The organism is Gillisella vitis (assembly GCF_001541345.2).
Lineage (GTDB): Bacteria > Pseudomonadota > Alphaproteobacteria > Rhizobiales > Rhizobiaceae > Allorhizobium > Allorhizobium vitis.
The window spans coordinates 245,874-259,442 of record NZ_LMVL02000006.1 but is presented as its reverse complement, the minus strand read 5'-3'; the positions used below and the strand labels follow the sequence as shown (position 1 = coordinate 259,442).

At 59.2% G+C, this 13,569-nt stretch carries 12 protein-coding genes; all 12 read left to right on the top strand.

The genetic code is table 11. The features are described from left to right. The first annotated feature begins 24 nt into the window (after positions 1-24). Positions 25-975 (top strand): IS30 family transposase, encoded by a 951-nt coding sequence (locus tag ASB66_RS20625; RefSeq protein ID WP_234614312.1) that lies wholly within the window; start codon positions 25-27, stop codon positions 973-975. Between the two features lie 367 nt (positions 976-1,342). Continuing rightward, on the top strand, positions 1,343-2,368 hold the full coding sequence (locus ASB66_RS20620) for an ABC transporter substrate-binding protein (RefSeq protein WP_060717980.1): 1,026 nt from the start codon (positions 1,343-1,345) through the stop codon (positions 2,366-2,368). 35 nt (positions 2,369-2,403) lie between these two features. Continuing rightward, positions 2,404-3,240 (top strand): ABC transporter permease, encoded by an 837-nt coding sequence (locus ASB66_RS20615; protein WP_060717973.1) that lies wholly within the window; start codon positions 2,404-2,406, stop codon positions 3,238-3,240. 11 nt (positions 3,241-3,251) lie between these two features. Further along, positions 3,252-4,037: an ABC transporter permease gene (locus ASB66_RS20610; RefSeq protein WP_114386901.1), complete on the top strand. Its 786-nt coding sequence runs from the start codon at positions 3,252-3,254 to the stop codon at positions 4,035-4,037. A 4-nt stretch (positions 4,038-4,041) separates the two neighbouring features. Then, the gene (locus ASB66_RS20605) at positions 4,042-5,127 is read left to right on the top strand and encodes an ABC transporter ATP-binding protein (protein ID WP_081089023.1); all 1,086 of its coding nucleotides are present in this window, start codon (positions 4,042-4,044) and stop codon (positions 5,125-5,127) included. Positions 5,128-5,130: 3 nt separating this feature from the next. After that, on the top strand, positions 5,131-6,066 hold the full coding sequence (locus tag ASB66_RS20600; RefSeq protein WP_060717971.1) for an N-carbamoyl-D-amino-acid hydrolase: 936 nt from the start codon (positions 5,131-5,133) through the stop codon (positions 6,064-6,066). 14 nt (positions 6,067-6,080) lie between these two features. Next, on the top strand, positions 6,081-6,737 hold the full coding sequence (locus ASB66_RS20595; RefSeq protein ID WP_060717970.1) for a helix-turn-helix domain-containing protein: 657 nt from the start codon (positions 6,081-6,083) through the stop codon (positions 6,735-6,737). Further along, a complete protein-coding gene (locus ASB66_RS20590; RefSeq protein ID WP_060717969.1) occupies positions 6,734-8,599 on the top strand; it encodes an adenine deaminase in 1,866 nt (621 codons plus the stop codon). Before ASB66_RS20595 ends, ASB66_RS20590 begins: the two co-directional genes overlap by 4 nt. A gap of 56 nt (positions 8,600-8,655) precedes the next feature. Further along, positions 8,656-9,858: an alanine racemase gene (locus tag ASB66_RS20585; protein ID WP_060717968.1), complete on the top strand. Its 1,203-nt coding sequence runs from the start codon at positions 8,656-8,658 to the stop codon at positions 9,856-9,858. A 69-nt stretch (positions 9,859-9,927) separates the two neighbouring features. Next, complete coding sequence (locus ASB66_RS20580; protein WP_060717967.1) at positions 9,928-10,926, top strand: BMP family protein; 999 nt, start codon at positions 9,928-9,930, stop codon at positions 10,924-10,926. Between the two features lie 7 nt (positions 10,927-10,933). Continuing rightward, positions 10,934-12,481, top strand: a complete 1,548-nt coding sequence (locus ASB66_RS20575) for an ABC transporter ATP-binding protein (RefSeq protein WP_081089021.1) — start codon at positions 10,934-10,936, stop codon at positions 12,479-12,481. After that, complete coding sequence (locus tag ASB66_RS20570) at positions 12,478-13,560, top strand: ABC transporter permease (protein WP_114386899.1); 1,083 nt, start codon at positions 12,478-12,480, stop codon at positions 13,558-13,560. The genes ASB66_RS20575 and ASB66_RS20570 overlap by 4 nt, the downstream gene beginning before the upstream one ends. Positions 13,561-13,569: the final 9 nt, after the last annotated feature.

Below are 13,569 nucleotides of genomic sequence, written 5' to 3'. Positions count from 1 at the left end.
CGTCGCAAGATTGCTCGCTAGCGTATGGCGGGCCAGAGTATTGAGATGATCGCCGAGACACTCGGTCGCCATCGCTCGACGATCTTTCGTGAAATCAAGCGGAATACGTTCATCGATGAGATGGTCCCGGACCTCAATGGCTATTACTGCGTCACGGCGCATGACATGGCTTGCGAACGGCGGGCCAAGCTGCGGAAGCTGGCGCGGTTTTCGAATGTGAGGCAGTCCGTGATCGACCGGATCATGCATGGTTGGTCGCCCCAGCAGATCGCTGGTCGCATGCGGCTGGAACAGCATCCGATCTTTGTCAGTCACGAGACAATCTACAAGTTCGCATACTCGGCCGACGGTCATGCCATCAAGCTGTGGCGTCACTTGCCGGAGCATTGGGCCAGACGGCGACCACGACATGCAAGACGTAAGTACGGTCAACACTTTAGTCCGGAACTCAACATTTTGCACCGGCCGGATGTCGTTGCTGATCGCAAGCAGTTCGGGCATTGGGAATGCGATCTGATCCAGTTCCGCAAGAAGTTCGGCAAGGCGAATGTGACATCGCTTGTTGAGCGGGTGAGCCGCTTTACGATCTTGTTGCGCAACAATGATCGCCAGTCCCGCCCGGTCATGGATGGCATCATCCAGGCGCTGAAGAGCCTCCCTCACCTCGCCCGCCGATCAATGACATTCGACCGAGGCACAGAATTCACTGACTGGCCGTACCTTCAGGCAGGCATAGGCACGCAAACATGGTTTTGTGACCCACAATCGCCCTGGCAGAAAGGAACGGTCGAAAATACAAATAGGCGAGCGCGGAAATGGCTTTCGAGAGACGTCGATCCCTTGTCCGTAGCCGACGCCGATCTGATTGAGATCTGCACTCGGCTCAACACCACGCCGCGTAAATGCCTCGGCTACCGAACGCCGGCTGAGGTCTTCCGCAAGAAACTACTCGCGCAGATGCGACATGCCAGCTAGCTTGAAAGCAACGCAGGTCGCGCTTCAGCGTGAATTCACAATCGAACCGGCATTCAAGCCTCTCCAAAAGAAAGCTTCAATCAGATTTTCGCTTCGCCGGAATCCTGAATGCCAACGCGTTCTAGAAGCGAGATCGATTTGTCGATCTGCTTTGAACACCGAAGTCTGTTTCTCATTGATTGAGATACAAGCACACGGTGTTCACGGAAACCGTATTTCGCATCAGCGCACCCTATGATTCTGGGGGGATATTTTTCTAACTAGAAAATATTTCTTGCTCCGGAGTAGTTATTGCACATATCCTGCGCTTATCAAAATTTTGCACACTTAATGTGCAAATTATGTCATGACACTTACGGAGACCCGCATGACACGCATACTATCGTCCATCTTAGTGGCTTCCGTTCTGGCGGGAAGCGTGACCCCGGCGTCTGCCGAGGAGAAGACACTCGTGGTCTCTGAATGGGGCTATACACCGCAACAATCCGACGAATTTCTCTACAAACCTTTCGAGAAGATTTGCGGCTGCAAGGTGGTGATCGACACCGGCAACAATGCCGACAGGCTCAACAAGATGCGTATTCGCGGCGGCATCGACGTGATGTTTATCACTGACGCCTTCACCCAGCAGGGCATTGATGCCGGAGTGTTTGCTAAGATCGACCGCGCGAAGTTGCCAAACCTTTCCGAGATCTACGACATCGCCAAGGCTCCTCAGGGAAAAGACTACGGCCCGGCCTATGTCGCTGGTCATTACGGCATTATGTATGATGCCTCCAAGGTAAAGGAGCCCATCACCTCGTGGAAGGATCTTTGGCGCCCCGAGTTGAAGGGCATGGTCGCCATCCCCGGCTTCAACACGACCACCGGCCCGTTGACTGCCGTGATTGCTGGCAAGCGTGTAGGCGTCGACGCACTCACCGATCCGGACCGCGCTTTCAAGAGTCTGGCAGAACTGAAGCCCAATATACGTAAGACCTACAATACAGGCTCGGAACTGGTGAACCTGTTCTCGACCGGCGAGGTGGTTGCCGCCGCCGTTCAGGATTTTGCCGCACCCGCCATTCATAAAGCCGTGCCGAACGCCAGATGGGCTCCACTGTCTGAAGGTGACTACGCGATCTTCAATACGCTCAACATTGGCAAGCGCGGGGCTAATCCAGAACTTGCCTACCAATTCATCAATTACAAGCTGAGCCAGGAGGTCCAGGAAAAATTCGTGGCCGTCGGTGACAGCCCGGTCAACAAAAACGTCAAGCTGCAACCTGAGCAGATCGGCGACATGGCCTATGGCCCCGATGCCGTCTCAAAGCTGCAAAAGCCCGATTTCAAGGCAATTCAGGCACAGAAGAGCGATTGGGAACACCGCTGGAACGACCTTTTCGGCCAGTGATCCGCTGACCAACAGCGTTTGGAGAAACCTATCCAATGAAACCGAAGCTCGGCCGTGGGCTGCCTGCCATCCTTGTCCTACCGGGGACGTTGATCATCCTCGCCCTGCTCGTCCTGCCGGTGATCCAGACCTTCACCGGGACGATCGGGCCGGTCGGCGATCGGCTTGTGCTTTTCCGGCAGTTCTTCAGTTACGACTACAATATCACCGTCATCGTGCGGTCCATCCGCATCGCCCTGATCACCACGATCCTCTCACTCGTGCTCGGCTATGTCGCCGCGAGCGTTATCGCGCGGACCAAAGGCGTAAAGAGGCAGGTTCTTTTGGTCTGTGCGGTGTTTCCGCTTTTAACCAGCGCTCTTGTCAGGAGCTTTGCTTGGATGGTCATTCTCGGCCGCAATGGCATGGTCAATTCTTTCCTGCTCTCGCTTGGACTCGTCGACCAGCCCGTGCCGCTGCTGTTTACCGAAGGATCGCTGATTGTCGGCCTTGTCTATCTGTTCACGCCGCTGACCATCCTGGCGTTGCTCGGTGTGATTGAGGCAATCGATCAGAGCATCATCGATGCCGCGACCTCGCTTGGCGCGACGCCTGCCCGCCTGTTCCGGCAAGTCACCCTGCCGTTGATCGCGCCGGGGCTGCTTGTCGGCGGCGTGCTGGTCTTCACCGGTTCGCTTGCCGCCTTCGCCACCGGTCGGCTGCTCGGCGGCGAAGCGGAAACCATCCTGCCGACCCTGCTCAACGAAAAGGCCATGGTCAGTTTTGACTGGGATTCGGCAGGCGTCATCGCCGTCGTCATGGTGGCCATCACCTTTAGCGTCGTGCTCGTCGGTCAATATGCGGCCCGCCGCCTCAACCCTTCGGTTGGATGAGGAGCACGATCATGCCAACAACCTCTCTTTTCAGCCGGATCATGACGGGTTTCGTCTTCTTCTTCCTGCTGGCACCACTGGTCATCATCTTCGGCGCATCGCTGACCAATGGCAGCTTCCTCGCCTTCCCGCCGCAGGACCTTTCATTCCGCTGGTTCTCCTTCGTTCTGGAAAACCAGAGCTTTATGGATAGTTTCAAGACAAGCTTTGTGATCGCAACGATCGGCACAGGCTTTGCCATGCTGGTTGGCATTCCTGTCGCCTATGCGCTGGCGCGCTACCGCTCGGCCATTCCCGGCTGGTTCGGATCGATCTTCTTCCTACCGATTCTGGTGCCGGAAATCGTCTTCGGCTTTTCGCTGCTGAAATCAGTCATCGTCACATTGGAGCTGTCGGTCATGACGGCGCTTATGATCGGCCACACGATCATCGCCATTCCCTATGCCGTCCGGGTGGTCGGAGCCAGTCTTGCAGGCTTCGATTTCAGTGTCGAGGAAGCCGCGATCTCACTTGGTTGTTCGCCGCTCAAAACCTTCTTCGTCGTGGTGCTGCCCAATATCCGCTCCGGCATCGTTGCCGCCTTCATTCTGGCTTTCATCTCCTCGATGAACGACGTGTCGGTCTCCCTGTTCCTCACCGGCCCCGGCGTCAGCACCCTGCCGATCAACCTGTTCACCTATGTCGAGCAACATTTCGACCCGTCCGTTGCGGCAGTCTCCGTGCTGCTGATGCTGTTGACGGCAATCGTCATCATACTCGTCGAACGGACACTCGGCCTGTCGAAAGTCATGAGATAGACCTATGACCAGCCCCACCCTTTCTTTGACCGGCATCTCCGCCCATTATGGCGCGACCCGGATCCTCGACGATCTGAACCTGACGGTAAAAAGCGGCGAGTTGATCTCGCTGCTCGGCGCATCCGGTTGCGGCAAGACGACAACGCTTCGTCTCATCGCTGGCTTTCTTCAACCCTCCGCCGGTTCGATCCGGCTAGGCGAACGGGAGCTGACCAGCCTACCAGCGTACAAGCGCGACATCGGCCTCGTCTTCCAAAACTATGCGCTGCTGCCGCATCTCTCCGTCATCGACAATGTCGGTTTTGGCCTCAAGCAGCGTGGTATCACCACAGCCGAGCGGCACCGGCGTGCCATGGACATGCTGGATATTGTCGGCATGAGCCATCTAGCCGACCGGCTCCCGGCAGCCCTGTCCGGTGGCCAGAAGCAGCGCGTGGCACTGGCGCGCGCGCTGGTCATCGATCCGCCCCTGATGATGTTCGATGAACCGCTGTCCAATCTCGATGCCAAGCTGCGCGTCGACATGCGTGTGCAGATTCGCCGTCTGCAGATGGAAGGCGCGCGCACCGCAGTCTATGTAACCCACGATCAGGAAGAGGCATTCTCGATTTCCGACCAGGTGGCGATCATGGATGCGGGCCGCATCGTCCAGATGGATACGCCGGAGATGCTCTATCGCCGCCCGGCCAATGCTTTCGTCGCCCGTTTCGTCGGCTTTGACAATATCCTGCCCTTTCGTGTCATCAATCGCCTGAGCGATGGAAACGTTGAAGTGATGTTCGATGGCGGCAACCAAATCGTCATTTCGGCAACCGACTATGGCGAAATCCCCGACCGAGGGCTGATCGCGGCACGCCCGGAAGGCCTGAGCCCAGATGCGTCTGGCAAAGGGATCGAGACCACCATCGGGCTTCGCACGTTTCTCGGCCGCAGCTATCAGTATCATTGCGAAAGTCCGGCCGGAGAGCTGGTGGCGCTCGGCGACATCGAGTCACCCTACGCAGCGGGCGCGACGGTCCACCTGTCGATCAATCCGCTCCATAGCGCCATCCTGCCGCATGAAGATCGGGCCAAGAAGAAGGATAACTGAGCCATGAGCCGCTTTATCAACCTTGCCTGCGCGCAGATGGGTCCGATTGCCCGCACCGACAGCCGCACTGTAGTGGTCAGGCGACAGATCGCGCTTTTGCGCGAGGCAAAGTCACGCGGAGCCGACTTCGTCGTCTTTCCTGAGCTCGCGTTCACCACCTTCTTCCCGCGCTGGCTTTTGTCCGATCAAGCTGAAATCGACAGTTTTTTTGAGCGCGACATGCCGGGACCGGAGACGCAGCCACTGTTCGATGCGGCAAAAGACCTCGGCATCGGCTTTTACATTGGCTATGCCGAGCTTGCCGAGGAGGAAGGCCATACACGACATTTCAACACCGCGATCATCGTCGATAGCAAGGGAGGAATCGTCGGCAAGTATCGGAAAATTCATCTTCCGGGCCATGCGGAGCCGGTCGAGGGTAGAGCGTCACAGCATCTGGAAAAGCGTTATTTCGAGCCGGGTAATCTCGGCTTCCCAGTTTGGCGGACGCTCGATGGCATCGTGGGCATGTGCATCTGCAACGACCGTCGCTGGCCCGAAACCTACCGGGTGATGGCACTCCAGGGTGCCGAACTGGTCTGCGTCGGCTACAACACGCCCGACGACCATACTGGGGTCTTCGACTTCGACCAATTTACGGGCTTTCACCACCAGCTGTCATTGCAGGCCGGTGCCTACCAGAACGCCACTTGGGTGGCCGCGGCGGCCAAGAGCGGCTTCGAAGAGGGCTCCAACATGATCGGTCTTTCGATGATCGTCGCGCCGTCCGGCCAGATTGTCGCCATGGCCTCGAGCACCGGCGACGAGCTGATCAGCGCCCGATGCGATCTCGATATGGGTACGCTCTATAAGCGCACGATCTTCGACTTTGCCCGGCACCGCGAGCCGTCGCATTATGGTCTGATCGTCGAGCGCAAGGGGGCTGTCGTCGAGGTTTGACGCAGGAGGATTGAATGACATTGCAAAAGAACCCAGAACCCGCATTGGCAACAGACGGCCGCACGCTCGACAGACAGGTCAGTGCGCCAATCGGGCAGGTCCTACAGCGCATCCGCCGCGACAACAATTGGACGCTGGCCGAGGTCTCGCGCCGCACTGGCGTATCGATATCGTCTTTGTCAAAGATCGAGAACAACCAGTCGACGCCGGCCTATAGCGTATTGGTAAGGCTCGCCGAAGGTCTCGATATCGATTTCGCCGAACTGTTCGGCGGCTCTACCCAGAGCTTTGCCGCCGCCGCCCGGGTGATTACCCGCGCCGGCCAAGGCACCACTTACACCAACAAGATGGGCGTCTACGAGGCTCTTGCCGCCGGACTTGCGGAAAAGTCAATGCAGCCGATGGTTATCGACATTCCCGGCCTTGCCGCCAATCAGAAGGCCGTGCGCAGCGCCCATAAGGCGGAGGAATTCGTCTACGTCATTGGCGGAGCGGTCACTTTTTTCATGGAGCCCTACGCCCCTGTCGTGCTGCAGGTCGGCGACAGTGTCTATTTCGACAGTGCCAGTGAACACGGCTTTTCCTCAACCACCGACCAGCCGGCCCGTATTCTTTCCGTCTGCCTGGAGAGGCCCGGTACAACCAACTCTTCCATCGAGGACATCGCGTGACCCAGCCACTCGCAGACATCGCCATCGACGCTGCTAATGAGATCCTGATCCGCCAGCGCCTGACGCTGGTGGCACTCGGCAAGCTGAAGGCAGACGTCGCCCTGCGCGTCGGCCGCCTGCTCGATGTTGCCACGCGCAGCTGGGCAGAAGACCAGGAAATCATCATCAAGGACCGCCGCATCGCCTATGTAGGCAAGGCTGGCAGCTATCCGGGCGAGGTCGAGACGCGAATTCATGAACCGGAACTTGCCGCCGTGCCCGGTCTCGGCGAAGTCCACAAGCATATTGAAAGCTCGCATCTGACGCCGGAATGGGAGGCGGCTCTGGTGCTGCCCCGCGGCAATACCTGGACCTGCGAGGCGAGCCACGAATTTTCCAATGTCAACGGCCCCAAGACGCTAGAATTTTGGCTGAAGGCGCGCGAAGCTGGTTCGCCGCTAAAGATCTTTCCGCTGCCGGGCTCCGCTGTGCCGCCGACCGCCTATGAGCATGGCGGCGGCTATTTTGGCTACGATGAGCAAAAGGCCTTTTTGCAAGACAGCCTGATGACCGCCGGACTTGATGAAGTCATGGACTGGCCGGCCGTTTGGAACCCGGAAAATCCCTCCTACGACCGCCTCTGGGGCATGATCCGCGCCACTTTCGAAAAACGCGCCGTCGTCGAGGGCCATGCAGCCGGCATCCGTGATCTCCCGACCATCAACGCCTTTGCCGCTGCCGGGCTCTCTTCCGACCATGAGGCGTGGACGGTCGAAGAATTCTGGGAAAAACTCACCCACGGTCTGTTCATGGAGCTGCGCCCACACAGCCTGCCGGAGGTCATCCGCGGGCTGCTCGATCGCGGGCTTTCCGACTGGTCGCAGATCGCGCTGACCACCGACGACCGGTCGGCTTCCGACACGCTGAAACTCGGGGCAACCGACTATAATGTCAGGCTGGCGATTGAAGCGGGGCTAGCGCCTGAAATTGCCATCCAGTGCGTGACGATCAATCCAGCACGCCACATGCGCCTTACGCCCTGGGTCGGCTCGATCGCTCCGGGTCGCTATGCCGACATTGTGCTTCTATCGGATGTCGAGACATTTCAGATTGCCAAAGTCTGGGCCGACGGCCGCCAAGTCTCGGACGGCAAAACCTATCTGCCGGAGGTCCCACGGATCGACTGGCCAGACTGGGCCACCAAGACGGTCAATATCGGGCGGGCGTTGACCGCCGATGACTTTGCCATCAAGGCCGAAGCAGGACGCGAGACAATGATGGCGGCTGTCCTGCGCCCGTTTCATTGGACTGACGATTTCCTCACCTTCGAATTGCCGGTAAAGGACGGGCTCGTCCAGCGCGATGCAAGCCGCAACATCACCAAATTTTCGATCATCGACCGCTATTCCGGCAAGGCCGGGGTGTCAAAAATGTTCTGGCTCGGCTGCGGGCCAGCAACATCAGGAACAGCACTGGCCTGTTCGATGGCACATGACAAGCACAACATCTGGAGCGTCGGCTCCTGCGACGAGGCGATGGCCAAGGCCGTCAATGCCGTCGCGGACAATGACGGCGGCTGGGCGCTGGTGCGTGAAGGCGAACTCGTCGCCCGCGTGCGTTACGAGGTGGCCGGCCTGATGAGCTGCCGATCCGCCGAAGCGCTGCATGAGGAAATGCAGGCGCTCTACGCCGAAGGTGAAAAGATCGACTGGATGTACGAGCCGACTTTCCAGCCACGCTGGTCACCGGGCTTTCCCGAAAGGCTGGCATTCGCGACGCTCACCTGTGCACCTTGGCGCTGGGTGCTCGTAGCGCCAAGCGACTATGCACCTGAGGGCCTCGTCAACGTGCAAACCGGCGAGACCCACGCCGTGGTCTTCTAGGTATCCCGTGGATGCGGTGCCTGTAAGCACGGGGCTTAAAACAACGAAAGCATGTTATGACAGCAAAGCAAGTCCCTAACACTCAGCCTGACGAACCAGGGCTCAGCAGCCGTTTTCTCGGCTTTGAGCGGCTGGATCAGCCGCGGGTGGTGGTCGACATGCCAACTCTGCGCAACAATATAACGCATATGGCGGCCATTGTCGGAGGCAAGGCTGCCATACATCCGCATGTCAAGACTCACAAAAGCCTGGGTATTGCCCGCCTGCAGAGACAAACGGGTGCGGCGGGCTTCACCACCGCCACGCCGCACGAAGCCCTGATGCTGCTGCGTGCGGGCTTTGCTCCGGTCACGCTTGCATACCCGCTCGTTTCGCTGGCGACTGCCACTACGCTGATCGAGGCCGCCGGAGGCCCATCAAACATCCGCTTCATCGCAGACAGCAGCGAGACGATTGATGTCCTTTCGCGGGCCGCTGTGCGTTGTGAAGCCCGCGCCTCGGTTTTTCTCAAGGTCGATGTCGGGCTGCATCGCTGCGGCGTTGATCCGCATGATCCGGGTGCTGTGGCACTTGCCGTTGCGATCGAGCGGGATCCACGGCTGGATTTCGCCGGGCTGCTATCCCATGCCGGCCATGCCTATGGCGCAGCGGACCCCGAGGCCATCCGTGCTATCGCGGGAGACGAAATCGACCTGCTGCGCGCGTTACGCCAGAAACTGCACATATCCGGTATCACCGTTCCAAAGATATCTGTGGGCAGCACGCCAACGCTGCTGGCCAATGCAGGCTTCGACGATATCAACGAGGTGCGCCCCGGCAACTACGTTTTCTACGACCTGACAGCCGTCCGGCTTGGAATTGCCCGGCGCGCCGATATCGCACTGGCTGTCGCCGCGCGGATCGTCTCCGTCAACAATCGCTATGCCATCGCCAATGTCGGCTCGAAGCTGCTGTCATCGGATCTCGGTGCCCATGGTACCTCGGCCACGAACAGCTTTGGCGAAGCCTGGATGCAAGATCGCGCAACACCATTCGTGGTCGCCAAGCTGTCGGAGGAACATGCCTTCCTCGTCCATGACGGCAATCGTCCCGACATCGGTACACCTGTTCTGATCCTGCCGAATCATTCCTGTCCGGTGGCCAACCTGAGCGGCGGCCTCCTTGCCCTAGGGGTCGAAGGCGAGCCACCGTACACCCTGGCGACCGAAGGCGCGCTCCGCTGGCCGAACGCGGAGAGGCTGCACCATGACCAACATTGACGCCAACACTGCCAAACCATCCCGCCGATGCAAGCTAACCCAGACCGTTGAACCTGAAAGGAAAAGCCAATGATCGCCCCGCCACTCTTGTTATCCGTTTTGAGACGGACCGCAGCGCTGATTGCCTTGATGCTGTCGCTTGTCACAGTAGTGATGCCCGCTGCCGCGCAACAATCGCTAAAGATCGCCATGATCCTTCCCGGCCCGATCAGCGACAATGACTGGAATGCCGGCGGCTATAACGGCTTGCAAGCAGCCAGCAAGGCGCTGGGCGTCGAGGTCGCCTATTCCGAGAACGTCACTGATGCCGATGCCGAACGGGTCATGCGCGACTATGCCTCGCGCGGCTACGGGCTGATCTTCGCGCATTCCTTCTCCTATGGCGATGCCGTACTCAACGTCGCTGCCGACTTCCCCGGCACGACCTTCATGGCTGGCACGGCGCAGAGCGTCGCTCCCAATGTCGGAACTTACGATAATCCGGACTATCAGGGTGCCTATCTGAGCGGAATGCTCTCCGCCGGTGCCAGCAAGAGCGGCATCATCGGCTGGGTCGGCGGCAATCCGGCACCCAACATGCTGGCGAATTTCCATGCCTGGAAGCTCGGCGCAGAGGCTGTCAATCCGAAGGTAAAAGTGCTCATCACCTTCATTGGCTCGTGGTTCGACCCACCAAAGGCCAAGGAAGCTGCCATCGCCCAGGTTGAGCAGGGCGCTGACGTGCTAAGCGCACAGGCCGTCGGCGTCATCGATGCCGCTAAAGAAAAGAAGGTGCTGGCGATCGGTGCCGTGTCGGACCAGAACCACCTCGGTCCGGATGCCGTGCTGACCAGCGTGTTGTGGGACCTCGGTCCGCTCGTCACAGACACCGCCAATGCGGTCATGAACAAGACATGGACCAGCAAGGCATGGACCTATGGCGTTGCCAAGGGCTCGATCAAGCTTGCCGATTTCCATGGTCTTGGCAACCGTGTACCGGCCGACGTCCAGGCGAAGGTGAATGCGACCTTCGACGCCATCAAGGCCGGGACGTTTGAAGTGCCGCATGACACCTCTATGGTGAAATGATGCTCGTATGACCAGCAATCCTGCTCTTTCCCCCGCTTGCGAGCTGATGCCAGTGCCACTTGAGTTGCGCGGCATCACCGTGCGCTTCGGCGAATTCGTCGCCAATAACGACATCAGCTTCTCTGTTGGCCGGGGCGAGATCCACGCGCTGCTCGGTGAAAACGGAGCCGGCAAGAGCACGCTGATGCGTGTCGTTGCCGGCCTCCAGCAGCCGCAGGCTGGCGAGATCAGGGTGAACGGCGAGATCGTCCACCTGCACTCGCCGCTCGATGCCATGGCACTGGGCATCGGCATGGTCCACCAGCACTTCATGCTGGTGCCGACATTGTCGGTGGCTCAGAATGTCTGCCTCGGACTGACGCGAGCCGGACGCATCTTTCCGAACCTGCGCAAGGTTGCAGCTGACCTTGCCGAAATTTCGCGAAGCTACCGACTTGATGTCAATCCTTACGCAATGGTCGGCGACCTCTCCGTCGCCGGACGTCAGCGGGTCGAAATCGTCAAGGCTCTCTATCGTGGTGCTCGAATCCTCGTGCTCGACGAGCCAACAGCCGTACTGGCACCGCAGGAAGTGGACGGGCTTTTCGATGTCCTCCAGAAACTTGCGCAAGCAGGTACGGCCATCGTCTTCATCAGCCACAAACTGCACGAGGTGATGAAGATCAGTGACCGCGTGACCATTCTACGCCACGGTCGCTCCATTGCCTGTCTCGACAAGCAGGAGACTTCCATTGCCGAACTGTCGCGCCTGATGATCGGCGGTGACATTGAACTACCGACAGTCGAAGTCAGCAAAGGGCGCGCGGGCGATGAATGCCTCAGGGTGGATCATCTTGTCTATCGCAATGAACAGGATAGTCTTCGCCTCGACGATATCAGTTTTTCGATCCGCGCCGGCGAAATCGTCGGTTTTGCTGGGGTCGACGGCAACGGCCAGCAGGAGCTTGCCGAAACGATCGTCGGGCTGATCAAGCCGCAACAGGGTACAATCAGCATCCATGGTGTCGATGTCTCCAATGCCAGCCCCGGCGTGCGCATTGACAACGGCCTTGCCCATATTCCGGAGGATCGGCACCACACGGCACTGGTTGACCTCCCCATTCGCGACAATGCAATCCTTGAGGTGTCCGGACGCCGCCCGTTTTCACGCTTCGGTCTGATGCAGGCCAAGGCTGCAGCAGCTTTTGCGCGGCAGCTCATCAAACATTACGACGTGAGATGCACTGGGCCATCGCAGAATATTTTGACGCTTTCCGGCGGCAATCAGCAAAAGGTGGTCCTCGGACGTGCGCTGATGCGCGAACCCGAACTGATCGTCGCTGTGCAGCCCTCCCGCGGGCTCGATATTGGTGCTACCGCCTTCGTTCATCGCCAACTGCTCGCCCAGCGCGAGCGGGGTGCCGCAATCATGCTGATCTCCACGGAACTGGATGAAATTCTTGCCCTGTCCGACCGTATTATGGTGCTGTTCAATGGGCGTATTGTCGGTAGTCTGTCGCGCGAAACCGTGACGGTCGAACGTCTTGGGGCTCTGATGCTTGGAGGCCAGGAATGACAATTTCTGACACACCCGTTCTAGCGGGTCCTGAACGCAGGCCCCTCGCTCGTCAGTGGCTGAAAGCCTTTCTGCCAGCTGCTGCCGCATTCCTGCTGGCCCTTGTGGCCGGTGCCGGTCTTATTCTTCTGTGGGGCGGAAATCCGGTCGTCGCCTATTACGCACTGGCCGCTGGTGCCTTCGGCAGCTGGAACAGTATTGCCGAGACGCTGCTAAGGTCGATCCCGCTCACCTTTACCGGTCTTGCAGTGGCCGTCGCTTTTCGTGGCGGTGCCTTCAATGTCGGTGCAGAGGGGCAGCTTTATGTCGGCGCAACGGCCGCCGCCGCCTGCGCCCTCTGGTTGCCGACCCTGCCTGGCTACCTCATCTTGCCGCTGATGATGGTGGGTGCCATGGTTGCTGGTGCCGCTTGGGCCGGACTTGCCGGGGTGCTGAAGCTCCGTTTCGCCGCCTCCGAGCTGATCACCACCATCATGCTCACCTATGTCGGCATCTACCTCGTGTCCTACCTGCTGCACGGCCCCCTCCAGGAAGCGGCAGGGTATCTGCCGCAGACAGAGCGTCTGCCGGCTGCAGCCCGCTTTGCCAGCCTCATTGCGGGCACACGTCTGCATATGGGCCTGCTTGTGACCCTTGGCACCGTGATTGTGATGCAATTCCTGATCTGGAAGACGGTGTGGGGATTCCGGCTGCGGGTGACGGGTCTCAATACGCGCGCAGCACTGGCGGCAGGCATGGCGGTCGGCGGTCTCAGCATGTCCGCCTTCCTGCTCAGCGGCGCGCTTGCTGGCCTAGCCGGTTTCATGGAAGTCGTCGGCGTGCAGCACAGGATGATTGAGACCCTGTCACCGGGATTCGGCTATACAGGCATCATCGTCGCGCTGCTTGGCCGGACCAGTCCGCTCGGCGTCGTTATCGCAGCTGTGCTCTTTGCCACCCTTCAGGTTGGGGCAACGACGATGGAAGCGGCTGCCGGTGTGCCTGCAACGCTTACCGTCATCATCCAGGCCCTCGTGGTTCTGTTTTTAATCGGGCGGCCGGGGATCGATCAACTTCTTCACATTTTGCGTCGGAGATAAGCCTTGGGA

Excerpts from the sequence above, each read along its gene's own strand:
- ASB66_RS20620 (WP_060717980.1), top strand. The coding sequence starts at position 1,343 with ATGACACGCATACTATCGTCCATCTTAGTGGCTTCCGTTCTGGCGGGA.
- ASB66_RS20600 (WP_060717971.1), top strand. The coding sequence starts at position 5,131 with ATGAGCCGCTTTATCAACCTTGCCTGCGCGCAGATGGGTCCGATTGCC.
- ASB66_RS20625 (WP_234614312.1), top strand. The coding sequence starts at position 25 with ATGGCGGGCCAGAGTATTGAGATGATCGCCGAGACACTCGGTCGCCAT.
- ASB66_RS20615 (WP_060717973.1), top strand. The coding sequence starts at position 2,404 with ATGAAACCGAAGCTCGGCCGTGGGCTGCCTGCCATCCTTGTCCTACCG.
- ASB66_RS20570 (WP_114386899.1), top strand. The coding sequence starts at position 12,478 with ATGACAATTTCTGACACACCCGTTCTAGCGGGTCCTGAACGCAGGCCC.
- ASB66_RS20595 (WP_060717970.1), top strand. The coding sequence starts at position 6,081 with ATGACATTGCAAAAGAACCCAGAACCCGCATTGGCAACAGACGGCCGC.
- ASB66_RS20580 (WP_060717967.1), top strand. The coding sequence starts at position 9,928 with ATGATCGCCCCGCCACTCTTGTTATCCGTTTTGAGACGGACCGCAGCG.
- ASB66_RS20575 (WP_081089021.1), top strand. The coding sequence starts at position 10,934 with ATGACCAGCAATCCTGCTCTTTCCCCCGCTTGCGAGCTGATGCCAGTG.
- ASB66_RS20605 (WP_081089023.1), top strand. The coding sequence starts at position 4,042 with ATGACCAGCCCCACCCTTTCTTTGACCGGCATCTCCGCCCATTATGGC.
- ASB66_RS20610 (WP_114386901.1), top strand. The coding sequence starts at position 3,252 with ATGCCAACAACCTCTCTTTTCAGCCGGATCATGACGGGTTTCGTCTTC.
- ASB66_RS20585 (WP_060717968.1), top strand. The coding sequence starts at position 8,656 with ATGACAGCAAAGCAAGTCCCTAACACTCAGCCTGACGAACCAGGGCTC.